The 21,295-nt window shown below is 71.3% G+C and carries 21 protein-coding genes and 1 pseudogene; 10 read left to right on the top strand and 12 right to left on the bottom strand.

Annotated elements, in window-relative coordinates; translation table 11 throughout:
- The first annotated feature begins 3 nt into the window (after positions 1-3).
- Positions 4-720 carry a hypothetical protein gene (locus OOK40_RS05605; protein ID WP_266476989.1) on the top strand — a complete coding sequence of 239 codons (717 nt, stop codon included), beginning with the start codon at positions 4-6 and terminating at the stop codon, positions 718-720.
- Positions 721-940: 220 nt separating this feature from the next.
- Here the strand turns inward: OOK40_RS05605 and OOK40_RS05600 are convergent, their stop codons facing one another.
- On the bottom strand, positions 941-1,216 hold the full coding sequence (locus OOK40_RS05600) for a DUF397 domain-containing protein (protein WP_266476988.1): 276 nt from the start codon (positions 1,214-1,216) through the stop codon (positions 941-943).
- Positions 1,176-2,024, bottom strand: a complete 849-nt coding sequence (locus OOK40_RS05595) for a helix-turn-helix transcriptional regulator (protein ID WP_266476987.1) — start codon at positions 2,022-2,024, stop codon at positions 1,176-1,178. The genes OOK40_RS05600 and OOK40_RS05595 overlap by 41 nt, the downstream gene beginning before the upstream one ends.
- Positions 2,025-2,108: 84 nt before the next feature.
- Here OOK40_RS05595 and OOK40_RS05590 point away from each other — a divergent pair, with 84 nt between their 5' ends.
- From OOK40_RS05590 to OOK40_RS05565, 6 genes are all read left to right on the top strand, one after another.
- The gene (locus OOK40_RS05590) at positions 2,109-2,528 is read left to right on the top strand and encodes an ATP-binding protein (protein WP_266476985.1); all 420 of its coding nucleotides are present in this window, start codon (positions 2,109-2,111) and stop codon (positions 2,526-2,528) included.
- A gap of 43 nt (positions 2,529-2,571) precedes the next feature.
- Positions 2,572-3,222: a class I SAM-dependent methyltransferase gene (locus OOK40_RS05585; RefSeq protein ID WP_266476984.1), complete on the top strand. Its 651-nt coding sequence runs from the start codon at positions 2,572-2,574 to the stop codon at positions 3,220-3,222.
- Between the two features lie 22 nt (positions 3,223-3,244).
- The gene (locus OOK40_RS05580) at positions 3,245-4,204 is read left to right on the top strand and encodes an N-acetylmuramoyl-L-alanine amidase (protein ID WP_266476983.1); all 960 of its coding nucleotides are present in this window, start codon (positions 3,245-3,247) and stop codon (positions 4,202-4,204) included.
- Between the two features lie 147 nt (positions 4,205-4,351).
- Positions 4,352-5,185 carry a hypothetical protein gene (locus OOK40_RS05575; RefSeq protein WP_266476982.1) on the top strand — a complete coding sequence of 278 codons (834 nt, stop codon included), beginning with the start codon at positions 4,352-4,354 and terminating at the stop codon, positions 5,183-5,185.
- A gap of 98 nt (positions 5,186-5,283) precedes the next feature.
- Positions 5,284-6,330, top strand: a complete 1,047-nt coding sequence (locus tag OOK40_RS05570; protein WP_266476981.1) for an LLM class F420-dependent oxidoreductase — start codon at positions 5,284-5,286, stop codon at positions 6,328-6,330.
- Positions 6,327-6,617: a hypothetical protein gene (locus tag OOK40_RS05565; protein WP_266476980.1), complete on the top strand. Its 291-nt coding sequence runs from the start codon at positions 6,327-6,329 to the stop codon at positions 6,615-6,617. The genes OOK40_RS05570 and OOK40_RS05565 overlap by 4 nt, the downstream gene beginning before the upstream one ends.
- Before the next feature lie 264 nt (positions 6,618-6,881).
- Here the strand turns inward: OOK40_RS05565 and OOK40_RS05560 are convergent, their stop codons facing one another.
- From OOK40_RS05560 to OOK40_RS05550, 3 genes are all read right to left on the bottom strand, one after another.
- A complete protein-coding gene (locus tag OOK40_RS05560; RefSeq protein WP_266476979.1) occupies positions 6,882-7,952 on the bottom strand; it encodes a prenyltransferase/squalene oxidase repeat-containing protein in 1,071 nt (356 codons plus the stop codon).
- Entirely contained in the window at positions 7,949-8,683 is a 735-nt protein-coding gene (locus OOK40_RS05555; RefSeq protein ID WP_266476978.1) for a class I SAM-dependent methyltransferase, read from the bottom strand. The genes OOK40_RS05560 and OOK40_RS05555 overlap by 4 nt, the downstream gene beginning before the upstream one ends.
- A 172-nt stretch (positions 8,684-8,855) precedes the next feature.
- Positions 8,856-10,175, bottom strand: coding sequence for a glycosyltransferase family 4 protein (locus tag OOK40_RS05550; RefSeq protein WP_266476976.1), 1,320 nt, complete (start codon positions 10,173-10,175; stop codon positions 8,856-8,858).
- 199 nt (positions 10,176-10,374) lie between these two features.
- On the opposite strand from OOK40_RS05550, the gene OOK40_RS05545 reads away from it, so the two are divergent.
- Together OOK40_RS05545 and OOK40_RS05540 are read left to right on the top strand one after the other, a co-directional pair.
- The gene (locus OOK40_RS05545) at positions 10,375-11,022 is read left to right on the top strand and encodes a TetR family transcriptional regulator (RefSeq protein ID WP_266476974.1); all 648 of its coding nucleotides are present in this window, start codon (positions 10,375-10,377) and stop codon (positions 11,020-11,022) included.
- A 172-nt stretch (positions 11,023-11,194) separates the two neighbouring features.
- Positions 11,195-11,803: a response regulator transcription factor gene (locus OOK40_RS05540; protein WP_323136037.1), complete on the top strand. Its 609-nt coding sequence runs from the start codon at positions 11,195-11,197 to the stop codon at positions 11,801-11,803.
- A 237-nt stretch (positions 11,804-12,040) separates the two neighbouring features.
- On the opposite strand, the pseudogene OOK40_RS05535 reads toward OOK40_RS05540, so the two are convergent.
- The 7 genes and pseudogenes from OOK40_RS05535 to OOK40_RS05505 form a co-directional block, all read right to left on the bottom strand.
- Positions 12,041-12,595: pseudogene (locus OOK40_RS05535) on the bottom strand (ATP-binding cassette domain-containing protein); the annotation flags it as partial.
- Between the two features lie 832 nt (positions 12,596-13,427).
- A complete protein-coding gene (locus OOK40_RS05530; RefSeq protein WP_266476971.1) occupies positions 13,428-15,095 on the bottom strand; it encodes an ABC transporter ATP-binding protein in 1,668 nt (555 codons plus the stop codon).
- 82 nt (positions 15,096-15,177) lie between these two features.
- Positions 15,178-15,297, bottom strand: a complete 120-nt coding sequence (locus tag OOK40_RS05525; RefSeq protein ID WP_266476970.1) for a SapB/AmfS family lanthipeptide — start codon at positions 15,295-15,297, stop codon at positions 15,178-15,180.
- A gap of 63 nt (positions 15,298-15,360) precedes the next feature.
- Positions 15,361-18,000, bottom strand: coding sequence for a class III lanthionine synthetase LanKC (lanKC, locus tag OOK40_RS05520; protein WP_266476969.1), 2,640 nt, complete (start codon positions 17,998-18,000; stop codon positions 15,361-15,363).
- A gap of 175 nt (positions 18,001-18,175) precedes the next feature.
- The gene (locus tag OOK40_RS05515) at positions 18,176-18,409 is read right to left on the bottom strand and encodes a ferredoxin (protein ID WP_266476968.1); all 234 of its coding nucleotides are present in this window, start codon (positions 18,407-18,409) and stop codon (positions 18,176-18,178) included.
- The gene (locus OOK40_RS05510; protein WP_266476966.1) at positions 18,409-19,893 is read right to left on the bottom strand and encodes an aldehyde dehydrogenase; all 1,485 of its coding nucleotides are present in this window, start codon (positions 19,891-19,893) and stop codon (positions 18,409-18,411) included. Before OOK40_RS05510 ends, OOK40_RS05515 begins: the two co-directional genes overlap by 1 nt.
- Positions 19,894-20,025: 132 nt before the next feature.
- Complete coding sequence (locus OOK40_RS05505; protein WP_266476964.1) at positions 20,026-20,466, bottom strand: nuclear transport factor 2 family protein; 441 nt, start codon at positions 20,464-20,466, stop codon at positions 20,026-20,028.
- 121 nt (positions 20,467-20,587) lie between these two features.
- Between OOK40_RS05505 and OOK40_RS05500 the strand changes: the two genes are divergently transcribed.
- Positions 20,588-21,160, top strand: coding sequence for a TetR/AcrR family transcriptional regulator (locus OOK40_RS05500; protein WP_266476962.1), 573 nt, complete (start codon positions 20,588-20,590; stop codon positions 21,158-21,160).
- Positions 21,161-21,295: the final 135 nt, after the last annotated feature.

The raw sequence follows: 21,295 nt of genomic DNA, 5'->3' as shown, positions 1-21,295 counted from the left end.
TGCATGCCCCTGAGCATCGTCTACAACCACGTCGCTGCCTTACTGGGTCGGTGCGAGGTGGCCGACGTCCGCGCCGTGTCGGGAGAGCCCGCGTACGAAGACACCGCTGTCATCCCCTCCGAGCCCTGGCAGCCGCTCAGCACCGACACCGCCCGTGCCCTCCGTCCAGGCACAACGGCGCAGGACGGCACCCTCATGGAAGTCGTGAGGCCGCCCGGTCCAGCCAACATGCCGCTGGAGAACTTGGCCGCCCGCCTCGGCGATCCCGACGCCGTCTACCTGGGCCAGGCCTCCAGCAAGCCGAACTGCCTGACCACCACGGACAACTACATGGACGGGCGTCGCATCGGTCTCCACCTCGACGACTGGGACAAGCTCTCCTACACGGCCAAGCACACAGGACGGCGGCGGCTGTGCCTCAACCTCGGCCCCGGCGCCCGGTACCTCGTGGTCTGTGAGCTGGACGCGCAGACCCTATGCCGAGCCGTACACCCGTGCGACTTCTCTAACCGCTACCCGCACACCGACGACCTGCGCCGCTATGTCGCCGACGGACAGAGCCTGCGGTGCCTACGCATCCGTCTCGACCCCGGCGACGGATACATCGCTCCCACCGAGTACCTGCCTCACAACGGCTCCACCCAAGGGCAGTCGGAGCCGTCCACAGCCGCCTTCTGGCTCGGCCACTGGCCGCGAAACAGCCTCCCCTCACTGATATAGCCGGCGCTCGTCAGTTGTCCTATCGGGCCCCGCACGCCGAGCGCCCGCCGCGCATGCCATGCAAGTGACCACCGAGGCCTGGCACATGGTGGTCTGGCGGCTCTGACGTCAATCACCTGGCAAGGAGACCGGCAGTTGTAGGCGGGAGTTGAAGGTGGCCGGTGGAGCGGAGAGGAGAATCATGGACCTCGGCTCCACCGGCCGCACTCGCTTGCAGCAGTCAGAGACCGCCCTCGGCGGCGGCCGTGACGAAGGCCGCGAAGGCGGCCGGGGTGACGGCGAAGGCGGGGCCGTCGGGGTTCTTGGAGTCGCGGACGGCGATACGGCAGGGCCGGGCGGCGACCTCGATGCACTCGCCTCCGGTGTCGCCGCTGTACGTCGACTTGCGCCAGGCGGTCGCACCGAGCGGCGCGCACTCGATGCACTGGCCGCCGGTGTCGCCGCTGTACGACGACTTACGCCACCGCGCGCCCGTCAGATCCTGCTTCGTGGCCATAGCGCTCCTCCATTACGCGGGCGATCAGTGCCGCCGAATCCTCCACGGAGAGCGCGGCGGCCTGCAAGTGATCGTAACGGAGCAAACCTTCCCTGAAAGCTTGCGGATTGGCCGTCATATGGCCCTGGACGAAGTCCTCGGTATAGACGAGGTCCGGGTCATCCTCGAACCGCAGAAGGTTGAACGAGCCCATCTGCCCGGCATTGGCACCGGCCACGAAGGGCAGGATCTGAACCTGCACCCACTCCCGCCCACGCAGGCCCAACAAGTGGGCGAGTTGGTTCCGCATGACGTCCCGACCGCCGACCTCCTGGCGTAATACGGCCTCGCTCAGCACCACCCAGCTCAGTGGCGGATTCTCGCGCTCCAGGATGCGCTGACGCTCCATCCGAGCGGCCACCTTCGCGTCGAGGTTCTCCTCGGTCCGGACACCGAGGACCGCCCGCGCGTACGCCTCGGTTTGCAGCAGGCCATCCACCAACTGCGCCTGAAATGACGAGATGTACGCCGCTCGCGCCTCCATCTCCGCGTACGCCTGGAACCAGCTCGGCAGCTGGCTCCGCAGCACAAGTCCCACCAGCCGTGAAAACACCCCGCCCGTCCCCAGCGCCGCGTCAACGCGCTCCGAGAAGTCCCGCGTCGGCACCTTCCTCGCCGTCTCGATCTGGCCGACCAGCGACGCCGTACAGAAGACGGCGACGCCCAGCTCGCCCTGCTTCAGCCCGGCGTCCTCTCTCAGGCGGCGCAGTTCGGAGCCGTAGTAGTCCAGCGGTGATGCGCTGGGATCCAGGTCGCGGATGTTGACCACGCGGCGGTCACCCCCAAGCAAACGCCTCGCGGCGTACGTTTCCGGTCATGGCCGAGCGTAAGCGCGCCACTCCACTCTGGTGACATGAATCACGTAACTGACTGCCCACCAGCGACGATTGAAGGCTGCTACCGCATGGGCTTCACGGTGGGTACTCACTCCGCGCGGCATCTGCGGCGCATCCTGCGGACGTTCCTGACCCGCTGGGAGATGCCCGGGCTGACCGACGCCGCCGAGCTGGCGCTGACCGAGCTGGTCGCCAATGTGGTGCGGCACGTGCCCGGCAGGCGGTGCACGCTGCTCATCCTGCGGCGGCCCGACGGGCTGCGGGTCGAGGTCGCGGACAAGCACCCGCACTGCCCCCGCCCGGTACGCCCCGAATGCGGAGGCGATGAGCTCGACGAGGGCGGGCGCGGGCTGCTGCTCGTCGAGGCGGTGACCGACCGCTGGGGCGTCACGCCCATGCCAGGCGGCAAGACGATGTGGTTCGAGTGCGACGCGTGAGGCACGATGGGCGGCCGGACACCCCGTACGACCAGGAGGAACCATGGCCGCCGCGCCCAAGCCGGAGACCCTCGCCGCCTTCGAGGCCGCCAAGGGCTTCATGCCGGTACGGGAAGGGCTCGCCCTGTATGCCGCCGCCGCCGAGGCGGGCGGTCTTGGCCTGCCGCTGCTGGAGGTGGGCACGTACTGCGGGCGCTCGACGATCCTGCTCGCCGACGCCGCCCGGGAGGCGGGTACGACGGCCGTCACGGTCGACCACCACCGCGGCAGCGAGGAGCAGCAGCCGGGCTGGGACTACCACGACGCGGAGACCGTGGACCCCGAGATCGGCCGGATGGACACGCTTCCCACCTTCCGTCGCACCCTGCACAGGGCCGGTCTGGAGGACCACGTCATCGCGGTCGTGGGCCGCTCGCCGCAGGTCGCCAAGGTGTGGGGTACGCCACTGGGGCTGGTCTTCATCGACGGCGGGCACACCGACGAGCACGCGGCCGCGGACTACGAGGGCTGGGCGCCGCATGTCGCCGAGGGCGGACTGCTGGTGATCCACGACGTCTTCCCCGACCCGGTCGACGAGTGGACGGGCCAGGCGCCGTACCGCGTGTACCTGCGGGCACTCGCGTCCGGGGCGTTCACCGAGGTCTCGGTGACCGACTCCCTGCGCGTCCTGCGCCGCACGGGGCCGGGGATCTGAGCAGCGGGCTAGCATCGCCAGGGTGTCGTACGACGAGAACCAGCCTCCCGCCGCCCGGCCGCGCCGTATCGGGCGGGGCAATCTCACCATCGCGATCGCCGCGCTGGTGCCGACCGCCCTGGCGGGGTGGCTGGTGTGGCAGACGATGAGCGGCCCGGAGGAGAACGAGCCGCCGAAGGTGCTGCCGCTTCCGAGCGGGCAGGCGACGGCGGGCAAGCCGGGCAGCCCGGCGACCTCCGCGAGCAGCACCCCCGCCTCGCCCTCGAAGTCACCCTCGAAGTCTTCGGACGGGGAGAAGGGCGGGACGGGGCCGCTGGCCGGGAAGGTCGTGGTCGTCGACCCCGGGCACAACCCCGGCAATTTCCAGCACACGAGCGAGATCAACAAGCTCGTGGACATCGGAACCAATCGCAAGGAATGCGACACGACGGGCACCGCCACCGCCGACGGTTACACCGAGGCCGAATTCACCCGCGATGTTTCACAACGTCTTCGCAGACTGCTGGAAAAGCAGGGCGCAACGGTTCAATTCACCCACGACAACAACCGGGCGTTCGGTCCCTGCGTCGACGAGCGCGCCCGGATCGGCAACAAGGCCAAGGCCGATGCCGTCGTCTCCGTCCACGCGGACGGCGCGTCCGTCGGCGATCGCGGCTTCCATGTCATCCTTCCCGCCCTGGTCAAGGCGGGTGCCGCGGACACCACGAACATCGTCGGCCCCTCGCGTGAACTGGGCGAAAGGATCGCCGGACGGTTCGTACGCGCGACCGGCAGCGCGCCCTCCAACTACGTGGGCGACGGCACCGGGTTGGACGTGCGCAAGGATCTGGGCGGCCTCAATCTGTCCAGCGTGCCCAAGGTATTCATCGAATGCGGCAATATGCGTGACCCACAGGACGCCGCCCTGCTGAAAGACTCGGCGTGGCGCCAACTGGCCGCCCAGGGAATGGCGGACGGCATCGCCGGCTACCTCCAGGGGTAACTGCGATACCCGGCAGACGGCCGGATCGGGCAGACGATACATTCACCTCTACGATGGGGAGTCACCCCCGAGCTCCGCGCCGTGCACACCGCCGCACCGGCGGCAGCGACGACCGCCCCGATGAGACGACCGACGAAGGACTTTTACGTGAACATCCGCTCCCTCACTCGAGGCGATGGCGTGGTGATCGGAGCAGCGGTGTTGCTGTTCATCGCCTCGTTCCTCGACACGTTCGACTGCTCCGGTTCCAACTGCGACGACGTGCCGACCGCCTGGGACAACGGTTCCCTGCTCCTGGGTGTCTACTTGGCGGGCATCATCGGCGCGGCACTGATCGTTACCTCCCGTGCGCTGCCGCAGCCGCCGAAGGTCATCGGCCTCGACCTCGGCCAGCTCGGTGTCGCCCTGACGCTCTTCACGGCGTGGAGCGCGCTCGGCGCGATCTTCGACCCGGCGGGCTCGCTGGACCTCGGCGACAGCGGCATCGACTCGGGCACCGGCCTCATCCTCGGCTTCATCGCGGCGCTCGCGCTCGCGGCGGGCGCGGTCTGCTCGCTGATCGTCCCGGCCTTCAAGGCGCCACTCATGGGCGCCCCGAAGCCCCCGGCGACCCCGTACGGCGCGCAGCCGGGCGTCGCCGGAGCCGGTTACGGCTACCCGGGCGGCGGCCAGCCGCAGCCCTACGGCGCTCAGCCGGGTCAGCCCCAGCCCTACGGCGCCCAGCCGCAGCCGGGTCAGCAGCAGCCGGCTCCGGCCGCGCCGCAGCAGGCGGGTGCTCCGGCCGACTTCACGCCGTTCTGGTTCGCGGTGCCGGTGGCCCGTCCGCTGTTCGGTGAGGACGGTTCGCCGACCCCGATCGCCGAGCTCGCGCCCGGCACGTGGTACCTCGCGGTCGAGCAGCGCGGTCCGGGCCTGGTGGCCCAGACGCAGGACGGCCGCCGGGGTGTCCTCCAGGACACGAGCGGTATCCAGCGCGGCTGATCCCGCGCCCCGACCGAGCACGGCCCTTCGCCCTTCCGGGCGAGGGGCCGTTGTCGTACAGTCTGCCCCGACCTGACGTACCGTCAGAAGGGATCGCCATGCGACTCGGGCTCGCACTCGGCTACTGGGGCCGCGGCCCCGACCCCGCCCACCTGGAGCTCGCGCGCAAGGCCGAACGCCTCGGCTACGACTCCGTGTGGACGGCCGAGGCCTGGGGCTCCGACGCCTTCACCCCGCTCACCTGGATCGCCGCGCACACCTCCCGGATCCGCCTCGGCACGGCGATCGCGCAGATGGCCGCCCGCACGCCGACGGCCACCGCCATGCACGCGCTCACCCTCGACCATCTCTCCGGCGGCCGGATGATGCTCGGGCTCGGCCTGTCGGGCCCGCAGGTCGTGGAGGGCTGGTACGGGCGCCCGTTCCCCAAGAGCCCGCTGACGGCGACCCGCGAATACGTCGACGTCATCCGCCAAGTCCTTCGGCGCGAGGCCCCCGTTGAGCTGGCGGGCCGCTACCACTCCCACCCGTACCGCGGCGACGACGCCACGGGTATCGGCAAACCCCTCAAGCCGATCACGCATCCCCTGCGCGCCTCGCTGCCGCTGCTGCTCGGCGCCGAGGGCCCGAAGAACATCGCCCAGACGACGCGCATCGCCGACGGCTGGCTCCCGCTGTACTGGTCCCCGCTGCGGACAGACGTGTACGAGGCCTCGCTCACCGGCCTTCCGGAGGGCTTCCTGATCGCCCCCATGGCCCGCGCCAAGGTCTGCGACGACGTCGCAGAAGGGCTGCTGCCGGTCAAGGCGATGCTCGGCTTCTACATCGGCGGCATGGGCCATGCGGCCCGTAACTTCCACGCCGACCTGATGGCGCGCATGGGATACGAGTCGGAGGCCCGGCACATCCAGCAACTCTTCGCCGAAGGCCGCCGCGAGGAGGCGGTCCTGGCGGTGCCCGACGCCTTCGCCGACGAGATCTCCCTCGTCGGACCGCGCGCCCGGATCGCGGAACGGCTGGAAATGTGGCGCAAGGGCCCGGTCACGGACCTGCTGGTGACCGCGCCGGACCTTCACACCCTGCGCGTGCTGGCCGAGCTCAACCAAGGTTTCACAGGCTCACAAGCGGCAACCCGATGTGTATGAGCCCTAGTCGTCGGAACGGAACGCTGCAGGCCGCGAAGGTCATCACCATCGTGGCCGATGTCATGGCCGTCATCCTCGGCCTCTGGATCCTGATGTACCTACTGGACGCCAACCGCGCCAACGACCTGGTGAGCTTCATCCAGGACGTGGCCCGCTGGCTGGCCGGCTGGTCCTACGACCTGTTCACGTTCGACGAGGCGTGGGCGAGGGTGGTGGCCGGGTATGGGCTGGCGGCGGTCGTGTACCTGGTGGTGGGGCACGGGGTGGCGGGTCGCCTGCGGCGGTAGCGGGGTCCGCGGTGCGGGTCCGCTGCGCGGGGCTTCACCCCACCCCGCCCCTTCCCGTAACCGGGGCTCCGCCCCGGACCCCGCGCCTCAAACTCCCCCAGACTTCGTCCGGGGGGACCCCCACGGGGCTGAATTATTCAGCCCGTCCGGCGTTTGAGGACACGCGCGAAGCGCGTACGGGGGTCTGAGGGCTTGCCCCCAGTCCGGGAAGGGGCGGGTAGGGGAAAGGCCCGCCGCAGGCGCACCGCCCGCCCCCCGCACGGGCTAGCAGCAGTCCGGCGCCAGCCCCACCGGCAGTCGCTCCCCGCCGAACACCGCCACCGTCGCCTCGTCGCCCCCCAGCGCCGCCACCGCCAGCAGCAGCGCCCCCGCCGTCCACGACGTGACCTCCTCCGGCCACACCGCGCGGTTCTCCTCGAAGACGTAACCCGTCCAGTACATCCCGTCCTCGGTCCGCAGATGCTGCACGGACTGCAGGATCTCCAGCGCCCGGTCGGACTCCCCCATCACCCACAGCGCCAGCGCGAGTTCGCAGCTCTCGCCGCCTGTCACCCACGGGTTGGGCAGCACACACCGCACACCGAGACCCGGAACGACGAAGTCGTCCCACGACTCCTCGATACGGGACTTGGCCTCCGCGCCGGTCAGCGCGCCCCCGAGGACCGGGTAGTACCAGTCCATGGAGTAGTGGCTCTTGTCGAGGAAGCGCTCGGGGTGCTTGCGGATCGCGTGCGCAAGTGCGCCCGCCGCCAACTCCCAGTCCGGCTGCGGCTCCTCGCGTTCCTCGGCGATCGCCAGCGCGCACCGCAGCGCCTGGTGGACGGACGAACTGCCCGTCAGCAGAGCGTCGTTGACCGGCGTACCGTCCGCCTCGCGCTTCCAGCCGATCTGGCCGCCCGGCTGCTGCAGCTCCAGCACGAACTCGATCGCCCCGAACACGGCGGGCCACATCCGGTCGAGGAACACCTCGTCCCCGGTGGCCAGATAGTGGTGCCAGACGCCGACGGCGATGTACGCGCAGAAGTTGCTCTCGCGGCCGCGGTCGGTGGGCCGGCCGGCCTCGCCGTCGTGGTAGGCCGCGTACCAGGACCCGTCGGGGTTCTGGTGCCGCAGCAGCCACTCGTACGCACGGGCCGCCGCCTCGTGCTCACCGGCCGCGTCCAGCGCCATGGCCGCCTCGGTGTGGTCCCAGGGGTCGAGGTGGTGCCCCCTGAACCACGGGATCGCACCGTCCTCGCGCTGCATCGCGCGTATGCCCGCGACCGTCTCGGCGGCCTGCTCGGCGGTGAGCACTCCGGGCAGGACAAGGTGTTCCGTACGCCCGGGAGTTGTCACTTGGCAGCCACCGCAGGCAGGTGCGGCTTGGTCGCGTACGCCACGAAGCTCTTGCCGACGACCGGGTTGAGCGCCTGCTCCGCGAGCCGGGTGACCAGGGGCTTCTTCATGATGTCCCAGACCAGCAGCTTGTGGTACGCGCGGACCGGCAGCGCCTTGTCGTTGTCGACGCCGAACGCGCACTTGAGCCACCAGTACGGCGAGTGCAGCGCGTGCGCGTGGTGCGTGCCGTACGGCTTCAGTCCGGCTTCCCTCATCTTGCCGAGCAGCTCGTCGGCCTTGTAGATGCGGATGTGGCCGCCCTCGACCTCGTGGTACGCGTCGCTGAGCGCCCAGCAGATCTTCTCGGGCCCGTAGCGGGGCACGGTGACGGCGATGCGCCCACCGGGCTTCAGCACCCGGACCATCTCGGCGAGGACGCCCTTGTCGTCGGGGATGTGCTCCATGACCTCGGAGATGATCACGACGTCGAAGGACTCGTCGGGGAAGGGGAGGTTGAGGGCGTCGCCCTCCATCGCGGTGGCGGTGGCGCCCTCGGGGGCCTCACCGGCCTCCTTCATCGCGGCGAACCACTTGGCGACCTCGCGGATCTCCTCGCCGTTCTGGTCGAGGGCGACGACCTGAGCTCCGCGCCGGTAGCACTCGAACGCGTGCCGCCCGGCGCCACAGCCGAGATCGAGCACGCGGTCGCCTGCGGCGAGCGGGAAGCGGGAGAAGTCGACGGTCAGCACGTGGACCTGCTTTCGCGGTCGGGGGTGGTTCGAGTTGCCGTGGCGATGGCCGAGGGGGGCGGGGCTGTGGGCCTGCGGCACGTGGCTGTGGCCGTGCGGGCGGGTGCCGTGGCCGGGCAGGCCCGGGCCGTGGGCCTCCGGCCCACATTTGTGGCCGCGGAGCGGGCAGAGCTCACCGCGCGGCCCCCCGCGCCGCGCGGCCCCGTACCGCGATCGCCTCGCGGTACAGCTCCGCCGTCCCCTGCGCCGCCCTCGCCCAGGTGAAGCGCGCCAGCACCCGTTCCCGGCCCGCTCTCCCCAGCCGGGACCGGAGTTCGGGGTCGCCCAGCAGCCTGCCCAGCGCCGCGGCGAGCGCGCCCGCGTCGCCCGGTGGGACGGCCAGGCAGGTCTCCCCGTCCGGCCCGGAGACCTCCGGGATCGCTCCCCCGGTCGTGGCGACCAGCGGCGTCCCCGTCGCCATCGCCTCGGCCGCGGGCAGCGAGAAGCCCTCGTACAGCGACGGCACACACGCGATCTGCGCGCCTCGTACGAGGTCGACGAGCTCCGCGTCGGTGATGCCCTTGACGAACCGGACCGCGTCCTGGAGCCCGTACCGCTCGATGAGCTGCGCGACGGGCCCGTCCTCGGCCCGCTTGCCGACGACGACGAGGTGCGCGGCCGGGTTCTCCGTACGGAGCTTCGCGAGCGCTTCGACCAGGTGCACGAGGCCCTTGAGCGGGACGTCGGCGCTGGAGGTGGTGACGATCCGGCCGGGGACCTCCGCGACCGCGGGGTCCGGCGACCAGAGATCCGTGTCGGCCCCGATGTGGACGACCCGGACGCGCTCCGGCCGTACGCCGAGGTGGTCGACGATCTCCTGCTGCGAGGAGCCGGAGACGGTCAGTACGGACGGCAGCCGCCGCGCGACCCGCTTCTGCATCCGCGTGAAGCCGTACCAACGCCGTACGGAGGCCCGCCGCTTCCAGTGCTCCGCGGCGTCGATCTCCAGCTGCCGGTCGACGGTGATGGGGTGGTGGATCGTGGTGACCAGGGGCGCGCCGAGGTCGCCGAGCAGCCCGTAGCCCAGGGTCTGGTTGTCGTGGACGACGTCGAACTCGCCGCGCCGCGCGGCCAGATGACGCCTCGCGCGCAGCGAGAAGGTCAGCGGCTCGGGAAAGCCCCCGGTCCACATCGTCGCGACTTCGAGCGCGTCGATCCAGTCGCGGTACTCGCCGCGCTTCGGGGTGCGGAAGGGGTCCGGGCTGCGGTACAGATCGAGGCTGGCGAGCTCGGTGAGCGGCACGCCCTCGTCGAGTACGGGATAGGGCTGCGCGCCGATCACTTCGACGCTGTGACCGAGGCGGGCGAGTTCGCGCGAGAGGTGGCGTACGTAGACGCCCTGGCCGCCGCAGAAGGGGTTGCCCTTGTAGGTGAGGAGCGCGATGCGCAGCGGCTCGTCACCGCCGCCGGACCGACCCGTACGAGGGCCGGCCTCTATGGCCTCAGCGGTCACCCACGGCCCCCTTCTCACTGCGTTTTCGCCGGAGCGTAACCGCTCACGCTAATCTAGAACAAGTTTCAGACTTGATCGCTCAAGGAGCTTCGAATCTACCGGCAGGTAGCGCCGCTGTAAGGGCCGGATCAGGTGATTCGCGCCACGACGGGCACGCTGCCATGCTGTGCGATCCGGACTCGTGCGTGGAACGGGAAACATGACAGCGGAAGCCAAGTCGGCGGGGCCTGCGTCGCCGCCCCTGACAGAACGCCAGGAGGCGCGCCGCCGTCGCATCCTGCACGCCAGCGCGCAGCTGGCCAGCCGCGGCGGCTTCGACGCGGTGCAGATGCGCGAGGTCGCCGAGGCCGCCGGGGTCGCGCTCGGCACGCTCTACCGCTACTTCCCCTCCAAGATCCATCTGCTGGTCGCGACCATGCAGGACCAGCTCCAGCACATGCACACCACGCTGCGCAAACGCCCCCCGGCCGGTGACAGCGCGGCGGAGCGCGTCTCCGAGACGCTGATGCGGGCCTTCCGCGCGCTGCAGCGCGAGCCGCATCTCGCGGACGCGATGGTGCGGGCGCTGACCTTCGCGGACCGCAGCGTGAGCCCAGAAGTGGACACGGTCTCCCGGCAGACGACGGCGATCATTCTCGACGCGATGGGCCTGGAGAACCCGACGCCCGAGCAGCTGTCCGCGGTCCGCGTGATCGAGCACACCTGGCACTCCGCGCTGATCACCTGGCTGTCGGGGCGCGCGTCGATCGCACAGGTGAAGATCGACATCGAGACCGTCTGCCGTCTGATCGACCTGACGACTCCGTCGGCGCCGTCGAGGCCGGCTGCGCCGGGGCGCGCCCGCTAGAGGGGCCTGACCCGCGCACGCGGTCGCGCACGCCGGGCGTTCACCCCCGGCCCGTGCGCCCCTCTTGCCACCCCTTTGGCTGGATCTCCGTGCCCGTGTCGGTGCAACGCCGACCACAATGTTTGCGTGCTGCACGGAGCAAACCGGTGGGCGGGAGCTGAGGGGGCGATACGTGATCCGGGTACTTCTCGTGCACGACGCTGGACTGCTGCGCTCGGCGCTGGCGGACAGGCTCGCTGATGAGCCGGACCTGGAGGTCTCCCACGCGCCGTGGCGCACCGCGCCGGGGCTCGCGCGGTCGCTCGCGCCCGACGTCTGCGCCGTCGACCTGGAGTGCGAGGACTCGTACGGCATCGCGCCGCTCGGTGAGCTGCGCGGGCGGCTCAAAGGAGCCGCGAACGGCCGGCTGCTGGTACTCGCCAGCGCAAACCGGCCAGGTCCGCTCCGGCGCGCGGTCGAGGCACACGCCATCGGCTACGTCGACAAGGAGGGCACTCCCGAGCGCCTGATCGCGGCGATCCGGCAGGTGGCGCGGGGGGAGCGCTTCGTCGACTACTCGCTGGGCTTCAGCTTCCTCAAGGCGGCCGAGATGCCGCTGACGAGACGGGAGTTGAGTGTGCTGTCACTCGCGGCCGAGGGAGCCTCGATCGCCGACATCGCGAGCAGTCTCCATCTGTCCAGCGGCACGGTGCGCAATTACATGGCGGCCATCACCCGCAAGACGGGGGCCCGCAACCGGGTCGACGCCATAAGGATCTCCCAGGGGGAGGGCTGGGTGTGAGGCTTCGGAGCCTGTGAGCTCGGAGCCGGTCAGCTCGCGGTAGAAGGAGGAGCGGGCGAGCAGTCCCTCGTGGGTGCCGCACTGCGTGTGCGTACCGTCCATGAGGAGGACGCACCCGGCCCGCCGCGCCGAGCCGATCCGGTGCGCGACGACGATGAGCGTGCCGCCCGGGCGGGCGGCGAACGCCCGCTCCGCCAGGGCCTCGGCCGCCGGGTCGAGATGGCAGGTCGCCTCGTCGAGCAGGACGAGGGGCGCGGGCGCCACATGGGCGCGGGCCAGCGCGAGCAGCTGACGCTCACCGGCCGACAGGGCTCCGGGGTCGAGCTTCGCGTCGAGCCCGCCGAGCCGTTCGACGAGCCCCAGCGCGCCGACGGCCGTGCAGGAGGCGAGAAGCGCGGCGGCGGTGGGCGGCTCGGGGCACAGGTAGCCGAGGTTCTCGCGCACGGTTGCGGTGAAGACGTACGCCTCCTGCGGTACGAGAACCCGCTCGCCGCCGAGCGCGATCTCCCCGCGGTCGGGCCGCAGCACCCCGGCGATCAGCGCGGCGAGCGTGGACTTGCCGATGCCGCTCGGACCGGCGACGACGAGGTGGCCGCCGTACGGGACGTCCAGATCGAGCCCGTCGACGACGGGGGCGGCACCCGGCCCGTAGGCGAAGGTCACCCCGCGCAGCCGGACTGCCTGCTCCGCTCCCGCCGCCGGGGACACCGCATCCGGCTGCCGCTCCCCCTCGGCGGTGAGCCGGCGCAGGACGACCGCGAGCCGCGCGCCCGAGGTCCCGAGGCCCTGCATCAGCGACTGCAGGGCGGGCAGGAGGGACTGACTGAGATAGGCGAGGGCGCCGACCAGCGCGCCCGCACTCACCCCGTGTGTGAGCAGCCAGGGGGCGGTGACCAGCAGCAGCACGACAGGCAGACGGCCGCCGATGCCCACGGCCAGGACACGCAGAGTGCCCCAGCGCGCCAGCGCGCGGGCGGCCCGGTACTCGTCGGCGAACCGTACGCGGGCGTCAGCGGTCACCCGCCCCTCCGCCCCGGCCGCGGTGATGTCCCTCAACCCCGAGGTCAGCGCGCCCAGTTCGGTGGCGATCGCCTCGTCGGCGACGAGGAAGGCCTCCTGTCTGCGCGCCATCGGGCGCAGGGTCAGCGCGAAGAGCGCCAGTCCGGCGAGCAGGGGCGGCGTGACGACCAGGAGCAGTACGGGCGCCAGCGAGAACAGTCCGGCCAGGGCTCCGGCGGCCGTGAAGGCGAAGGTGCGAGAGACCAGGACCAGGCCCGCGAAGGTGTCCCGGGCGATCTCCACCTGGTGGGTCAGCCGGGACACGGCAGCGTCGTCCCCGTCGCGCAGCGCCCGGTCGACCACCTGTCGTACGAGTGCGTCCCGCACGGGCTCCACGAGGTCGGCGACCACCCGGTGGACCCTGCCGGTGCCGTACGCCCCGAGGACGACGGCGAGCGCAGCGGCGGCCAGCCAGCGCAGACCGTGGACGGGGTCGTGGGCAAGGAAGCCGCCGTCGACGGCGCGGGCGAGGGCGTAGCCGAGGAGGAAGGTCTGCCCGGCCTCCAGCGCGGACCAGGCGGCGAGGCGCACGAGCACGGAGGGCCGGGCGCGCAGGAGCCGGAGCTCACCCATCGAACACCGCCCGGTACTCCGGCAGTTGCCAGAGCTCGGCGTGCGGGCCGACCGCGCGGATGCGCCCCTCGTCCAGCCACACCACAAGGTCCGCGCGGGCGGCGGTCGGGGCGCGGTGGGCGACGATCAGCCGGGTCCGCCGGGCCCCTGCGAACAGGGCCTGGGACACCTTGCGCTCGGTGGCGGAGTCCAGGCTGGAGGTCGCGTCGTCCAGGATGAGCAGGCGCCCGGTGTGCGCGAGCGCCCGTGCCAGACCGAGGCGTTGGGCTTCGCCACCGGACAGTGGCGCGGCGGTGCAGGGCGTGTCGTAGCCGAGGGGCAGACGGCGTACGAAGTCGTCGGCACAGGCGGCACGCGCGGCCTCCCTCACGGCCTCGCCCGCGGGCAGGTGGGAGCCGAAGGCGATCGTGCCCGCGACGGTTTTGCCGAGCAGTGCCGGACGGGCGAAGGCATGGCCGACCTCGCGGCGCAGCGCGTCGCGGGAGAGTGACGTCAGCGGGACGCCGTCGATGAGGACGGCGCCCGTGTCGGGGTCCGCCAGCCGTCCGGCCAAGGCGGCCAGCGCGGACTTGCCGCTGCCCGAGCGCCCGACGACGGCGGTGACCGAGCCGCCCGGAACCACCAGATCGATGCCGCGCAGCCCGCGCCGGTCCACGCCCTTGAGCTGCAACTCACCCTTGCCGGGCGGGAGCTGACGCGCTCCGTACGTCATCGCGGGGGCTTCGAGGATCTCCGCGAGCCGTCCGGCGGCTGCCTGGCCGCGCACCAGGCCGTTCAGCTGCCCCACCAGTACGCCGGTGCCGGTGGCGAGCACCCCGTACCGCCAGGCGGCCAGCATTCCGCCGACGCTCAGAGCGCCGTCCGCGAGGCGTAGACCGGCGACGGCCAGCACGGTGAGCTGGAGCAGCGGCAGCAGGGCGGCGGCGCGGGCGGTCGAGCTGCCCAGGATCCGCCACATCAGCCGCCCCTGGCGGGTCAGTTCGGGCAGCGGCGCGAGAATGCGGGCCGCGTCGCGCTCCGGGACGCCGGCCGCGGTGATCGTCCGGATGCCTCGTATCGCTTCCGCCAGGAGTCCCGCGATCTCGCCCTGGGCCGTGAGATAGCGGGCGCTGCTCTCGCCGGAGGCCCGGATGAACACCCTGAGCAGCAGGGCGAGCAGCGGCATTCCGGCGATGACCACGAGTGCTGTCCACGCGTCGGTGAGGGCGAGTGCGACGAGGCCGCCCACGGGCGTGAGTACGGCGGCGAGCGCGGCGGCCAGGGCGGTCGGTACGGTTCCGGCCTGCGCGGCGTTGCCCGTGAGCCGGGCCACCAGCTCGCCGGAGGGCAGGCGCTGCTCGGGTCCGGCGGCGAGGACATGCCCGAGGACCCGTGCCCGTATCCAGGCGGTGGTACGGGCGTTGGCGCTTGCGGTGACGAGCCCGTCGAAAGCGCCGAGCAGCACGGACAGGGCGGTGAGACCGGCGCAGAGGGCGAGCCATGGTCCGGCGTCCGCGCGAGCCCCGGCTCCGGCTCCGGCTCCGGTTCCGGCGAGCAGAAGGTCGAGGGCGTGGCCGAGCACCGCGGGCAGTGCGAGCCCGGCGGCGGCCGAGGCGCAGGTCAGCAGCAGGACGAGGACGGCACGCGGCGCGCCGTGCCGGACGATCTCCCGGAGGAACATGCAGGACTCCTACGTCGCTGCGATCGATGCGGCCCCAAGTGGCCGGTGAGCGGTGCCACCCGGGGCCGCGATCCTCACTCGATCAGAGGCAGAGCAGGTTGCTGTGCGAGCTGTGCTTGTCACAGAGCAGCAGGCTGACGCTGCTCTCGCCGCCGCCGTCGGTCTCGGGGACGTCCATCGTCTGCAGGTCGAGAAGTGCCATGGTGATCTCCTTGTTCATGGGGACAGTTGCATACGTGGTGCGTGGTGCTCTTTGCTCGACCCCTCACGGGGTCGTTCGAGGAGCCGCCTTCGGTGGCGGCAGGAAGGGCAGCCGTGCGGGCCGTTCGTGGTGGCCCAGCGCGGCGCCGAGTGCGAGCAGGACGCCCGCGGTTCCGGTGGCGAGGTCCATGGAGAGCCGCATCATCTGGTCGCCGGGGAAGGCGAGTTCGCCCCTGTACGGCACGGCATACCAGTCGAGCGCGGCGATCTGGGCGTCCAGGTGCGGTCGCGGGGCGCGCGTCCGGGCCAGGTGAAGCACCATCCCGGCGCGCCCGTTGAACAGCCCGGGCTGTGCGTAGTACCGCAGTCGCGCGGCGGGCAGGATCGCCTCGCGGGCGCGGGCGAACTCCTCGTCGTGGCGATGGGCGAGAAAGTCGTCGAGGACCGCGCCGATGCCGGTGCTGCCCGCGCCGAGATACGGCATGGTGCGTGCACCCTCGTCCACCAGCAGGGTTCCGCTGCGGTCCCGTACGCAGGTGCCGAGATCCCGGCGCAGGGCCCGGGCGGCCTCGTCGAGAAGGGCCGGATCGCCCGTCGACTCGTACAGCCGCAGAAAGAACAGGGCGGGCCCGCTCGCGCCGCGCAGCAGCCCCGCGCGCCTGCCGTGCCCGGGCGGCTGCGGCCGGTCGATGAGGACGGACGCGGCCTCCAGCGCCTGCGCGCGCAGTCCGAGCCGGTCGAGTACGAGACCGATACCGGCCAGTCCTCCGTGGAGGTCGGGGGCGAGGCGCTGCCACTTCTCGTCCATCACGCGGCCGACGAGTTCGACGGCGCGCTCGCGGTGGCCGAGCCGGTCGAGGACGTCGGCGACGCCGGCCAGCCCGTCGTAGAGCCCGAGCGGGGTACCGGACGGGGGCGGGTCCGTATGGCTCAGCAGCCACTCCTCACCCGCCTCGTAGCGCTCGGCGCCGGTCTCGGCGAGGGCGTACAGCACCCCGGCGGCGCCGTGCGCCAGGCCGAGTCCGCCTCCGTCGCCGAACTGCGCGATGTCGCCGGGAAACAGCCGGTCCTCGCGCTCGGGTGTGGCGGAGGCGAGGATCGCGCGCACCATGGAGTCGCGGCTCGCGGGCCAGTCCTGTACGGGCACCGGCAGATAGCGGTCTCGCGGCGCCGAAGCGGAAGCGCCGCCCCCGGCGACGGGCCGCCCTTGCCGCTGCCCTTGCCGCCGCCTTTGTCGCCGCCCGCCCCGTACGACCTCCACCGCCTCCGCCAGGAAGCCGTCCGGCAGGTCCGGGAACAGCTCCCCCGCGACCTCCGCCAGGTGCGCCGCCTTGTGCCGGTCCACCACCAGCAGCGTCGTCATCGGCACGAAGAGGGCGAGCCGCAGACAGGCGAGCGCGTAACGGTCCACCTCGAAGCCGACGCGGTCGCCCGGCGCGACGAATCCCGGGTGCGCCATGGCCTGGCCACGATGCTCCTCGACCGGTGTCGCCGCCTCGAAGTCGAGCAGCCGTACGGAGTCGTCGTCCGGGTCGACCATGATGTTGAACATGTGCAGGTCGTTGAAGACGAGACCGCGACCGTGCACGGCCGCTACGGCCTCCTCCACCGCGTGCAGCACCCCCAGCGCCCAGCGGGTGTAGCCGGCGACCGCCGCCGGGTCCGGCTCGACGGCCAGCAGCGGATGACGCTCGGCGAAGAAGGAGTTGAGCGTCCGGCCGGGCAGGAAGTCCATGACGAGGAAGCGGTGGTCGCCGAGGGTGAACCAGTCCCGCGCCCCGGGAGCCACGCCCAGCCCGCCGAGCCGCTCCAGCGCGGCCCGCTCGCGCTCCAGCCGCGTGACGGCGTCCGCCCCGTCCGCGGCGAGCCCGGCATGGGGCCGCGCCTCCTTGAGTACCACCTGCTCACCGGTCCGCAGATCGGTACCCGCGTACACGCCCCCGCCGTTGGAGAAGTGCAGGGCACGCTCGATGCGGTACGGCAGATCCTGGGTGGTGGTCGCGTTGCGCGCCGCGAGCTGGGGTTCGAGGAAGGCGGGCAGCGTCACCCACTCGGGCAGCCGGAAGACCGGATCCCTGCGGTCGGGCACCAGCACGCCCTCGGCGTTCTCGATAGCGGGCACGAGCGCGCCCGAGCCGGCTTCGTCGACGCAGTGCCGCTTGGCGAAGCCTCCGTACCGTACATAGAGCGGGCCTTGCTTCCAGCGGAGATCCGTGAGGATGTACGGGCCCGGCTCGCCCGCGAGCTCCTGGCCCAACTCGTCGAGAATCAGCCGGAGTTCGGACTCGTCCGCCGGATAGATCGTGGCGAACTTCCCGCTGGAGCCGCGGCCCGCGTACTTGGAGTTGCGCAGGTGCAGCGGCTGCCGTCCGGGGACGAACTTGAAGGGGACGGAGCGCGGGACGCAGTAGTCCCACACTCTGGCCGCCGTCTTCTCGGCGTTGTCCAGAGTGGCCGAGACATGGATCTTCCAGCCCTGGCGCGGGCGGGCCGTGCCCACCGGGCTGATGTGGAGCCAGTCCCCGGAGAGGAAACGCCGCCACCCTTCGGGGACCGGGCGCCGCGCCGCTTCGAAGAGGGGGACGCTCTCCCCCGTACCCCCCTGCTCCGCTCTGCGGGACGACCCGCGCACGGAGGACAAGCGGTCAGGGGTCTCGTAGAAAATCCTGTCCGCAAGACAGAAGACCTCATACCGCTTGTCCATCCTGCTTCCCCCCGTCGGCGACGTGGCAACGAGATTTCCACGGCGTCCGGGGGCCGGACAGTCACGCATGTCACGAGATCACCGTGCGGTACGCACGAGTCAACCTCTGTTCGAGCAGCGGGAGTTCGACTACGAGGGCTCGACTACGGGCGCTCGGACGCACGGGTCTGCTCGGTCACTCCTCCGGCGGGAAGACCGGCTCCCCGCTCTCCAGCAAGGTGATCGCGATCGCCTCGACCGGGCAGTTCTCCGCGGCCGCGAGGATCCGCTCATTGGCGTCGGTGTCGTCGGCCACCGGATGCGACTGCCGCCCCGAGTCGAGCTTGAAGCCGTCCGGGGCGTGCCCCACACACATGCCGGAGCCGATGCACACGCTCCGGTCGACCTCGACGTGCCAGCGGTCCCCCATCAGTTCTCTCCACCCGCCGCGTCAGCGGCTGATGTATACGTGGAGGGCAGATGGATCATCTTGTGCTCCAGATACTCGCCGTACCCCTCGGGTCCGAACTCCCGCCCCAGACCGGAGTTCTTGTAGCCGCCGAACGGACCGAGCATGTCGAGACTGAACGTATTGATGTTGTACGTCCCCGTCCTGACCTGCCGCGCGAAGTCGATGCCGCGCTCGACGTCGGCCGTCCAGACGCTGCCGCTGAGCCCGTAGTCGGAGTCGTTCGCGATCTTCGCGGCCTCGCTCTCGTCGCCGTACGGCAGCAGACAGATGACCGGCCCGAAGATCTCCTCGCGGGCGATACGCATGGAGTTGTCGACCCCGCCGAAGAGGGTCGGCTCGACGTACCAGCCCTGTTCGAGACCAGCCGGCCGGCCGCCGCCCGTGAGGATCTTGGCGCCCTCCTCCTGGCCGATCCGGATGAAGTCGAGCGAGCGCTGCTGCTGGCGGCGGGCCACGAGCGGACCGACCTGGGTCGCCGGGTCGAGCGGGTCGCCGACCACCAGCGCGGAGGCGGCAGTGGCGAAGGCCTCGGCGAACTCGTCGTAGCGACTGCGCGGCGCGAGGATACGGGTCTGGGCCACGCACGCCTGCCCATTGTTCATCCAGGCCGCGGGCACGATCCCGGCGACAGCCGACTCCAGGTCCGCGTCCGGCAGGATTACGGCGGCCGACTTGCCGCCGAGCTCCAGGGTGACGCGGGTCAGATTGCGCGAGGCGACCTCCATGACCCGCTTGCCCGCGGCGACGGACCCGGTGAAGGACACCTTGTCGATCCCGGGGTGCCCGACCAGATACTCACTCACCTCACGGTCCGCGGGCAGGATCGACAGAACACCCTCCGGAAGCCCGGCCTCCGTCGCGATCTCGCCGAGGATGTACGAGTCGAGGGGCGACTCGGGCGACGGCTTGAGCACGACCGTACAACCGGCGAGCAGCGCGGGCCCGAGCTTGGCGGCGGCGGTGAACTGCGGCACGTTCCACGGCACAACCGCCGCGACGACCCCAACGGGCTCCCGCCGCACCAGAATCGGCCCGAGCACACCGGCCCGCCGCTCTTCGTGCGCGTAACCCCGCGCGACGGTGATGGCCGCGTCCCACACCATCATCGCGCCGAGCGCCTGCGCGAGCACGCTCCAGGAGTACGGGGAGCCGTTCTGCGAGCTGATGGACCGGGCGATCTCCTCGTGGCGTACGGCGATCGCGTCCTTGATCCGCGACACGACGCCGATCCGCTCCTCCAGGCTCATCCGCGGCCACGGCCCACGCTCGAACGCCTCCCGCGCGAGGGTCACGGCCCGGTCGACATCCGCCCGGGAGGCATGCGGCACGCGCCCGATGACCTGCTCGGTGTGCGGCGAGACGACCTCGATGGCGTCGCCGCCGAGGGGATCGGTCAACTCCCCGCCGATGAACAGCTTTCCGTGTTCCACAAGCTCGGTCATGGCTGCTGCCTCCCGGGGCCCCGGCGTTTCTGACACTGTTTCAGAACTGATACCAGTTCTAGTTCGAGTAGTCCACGGCAGGGACGAACGAGCCCCCGACCGGTGGCCCCGGCCCTGAGCACCGCACTCGTGCTACTCGCCTTCCAGTGCCGCCACCAGCTGAGACAGGTTGCCGCCGGCCACGACGAGGGCAAGGTGGTCGTGGTAGTCCCGGCTGCCGACGATCAGGCCGTCGCGGACCCGCAGCACCTGAATGTTGGAGGCCTCGAAGGTCCGTCCGGTCAACCGGTGGTGCACGTGGTAGTCGAACTCGGCGACGACCACCTCCGCGTCGTCGGTCTCCCGGACGACCACGTTCACCGGGGTCAGCTCCACGGGCGAACTTGCGGCGACCTGGGCGAACCGCTCCTCAAGTGCGGCCCGCCCCTCGACCCGGCGCGGACCGACCGGCTCGAAGACGGTCTCCACCACGGCGTCCTCGGCATAGAGCTCGGCCAGCTCCGTGAACCGCCCGGCGCCGATGCCCTCGATCAGCTTCTGGAAGACCTCGCGCGGTGACAGCGTTTCAGGCATGACAAACCTCCGGTGGGATCCCCGCTAGAATCGGACTAGCGACTCCGTTTTTACGATACGGACTGGAGACTCCGGTTGTCCAGGGTGGTTCCGCCGTCGACGGCGAAGGGATGGGAGAGGGATGGGTGGCGCTCAGGAGCGCCCGCTGCGGGCGGACGCGGTCCGCAACCGGGCCAGGCTGCTGGATGTCGCCACGGAGGTGTTCACCGCCCGCGGCGTCAGCGTGCCGACCGAGGAGATCGCCCGCATCGCCGGGGTCGGAGTCGGCACGCTCTTCAGACATTTCCCGACCAAGGAGGCGCTGCTGGAGGCGGTGATGGTGCGCAGACTGGAGGAAATGGCGGCCCAGACCGCACAGTTGGCCGCCGATGCCGGGCCCGCCGAAGCCTTCTTCGCCTGCTTCCGTCTGGTGGTGGATCAGTCCGCGGGCAAGAACGAGTTCGCCCAGGCACTCGCCGCGGCCGGGGTGAACGTACACGCGTCCCTTCAGGAGCCGACCATGGAGATCCAGACCCGGCTGGCCGATCTGCTGACCGGGGCGCAACGGGCGGGGGCGGTCCGCCCGGAGCTGGGCATGCCGGAGTTCATCGCCCTCCTGGCCGGCGTCGGCAGGGCGATGGAACAGCTCGGAGCGGATCCGGCGCCCCGGGAGCGGATCTTCGAGGTCGTCTTCGACGGGCTGCGGCCACGCTGAACCGAAGGCGTAAACCCCTTCCACGGCTGCGCACCCTCAGGCTGATACCGAGCTGAAATCGAGTTCGCGGCGCTCCAGTCGGCCGGTACTTCTTTCGATACGCGCCCTGGAGCCGGAGCTGGGGTTCGCCCCGGA

Source organism: Streptomyces sp. NBC_01481 (assembly GCF_026339995.1).
Classification (GTDB): domain Bacteria; phylum Actinomycetota; class Actinomycetes; order Streptomycetales; family Streptomycetaceae; genus Streptomyces.
This window is presented reverse-complemented; position numbering and strand designations above follow the sequence as displayed.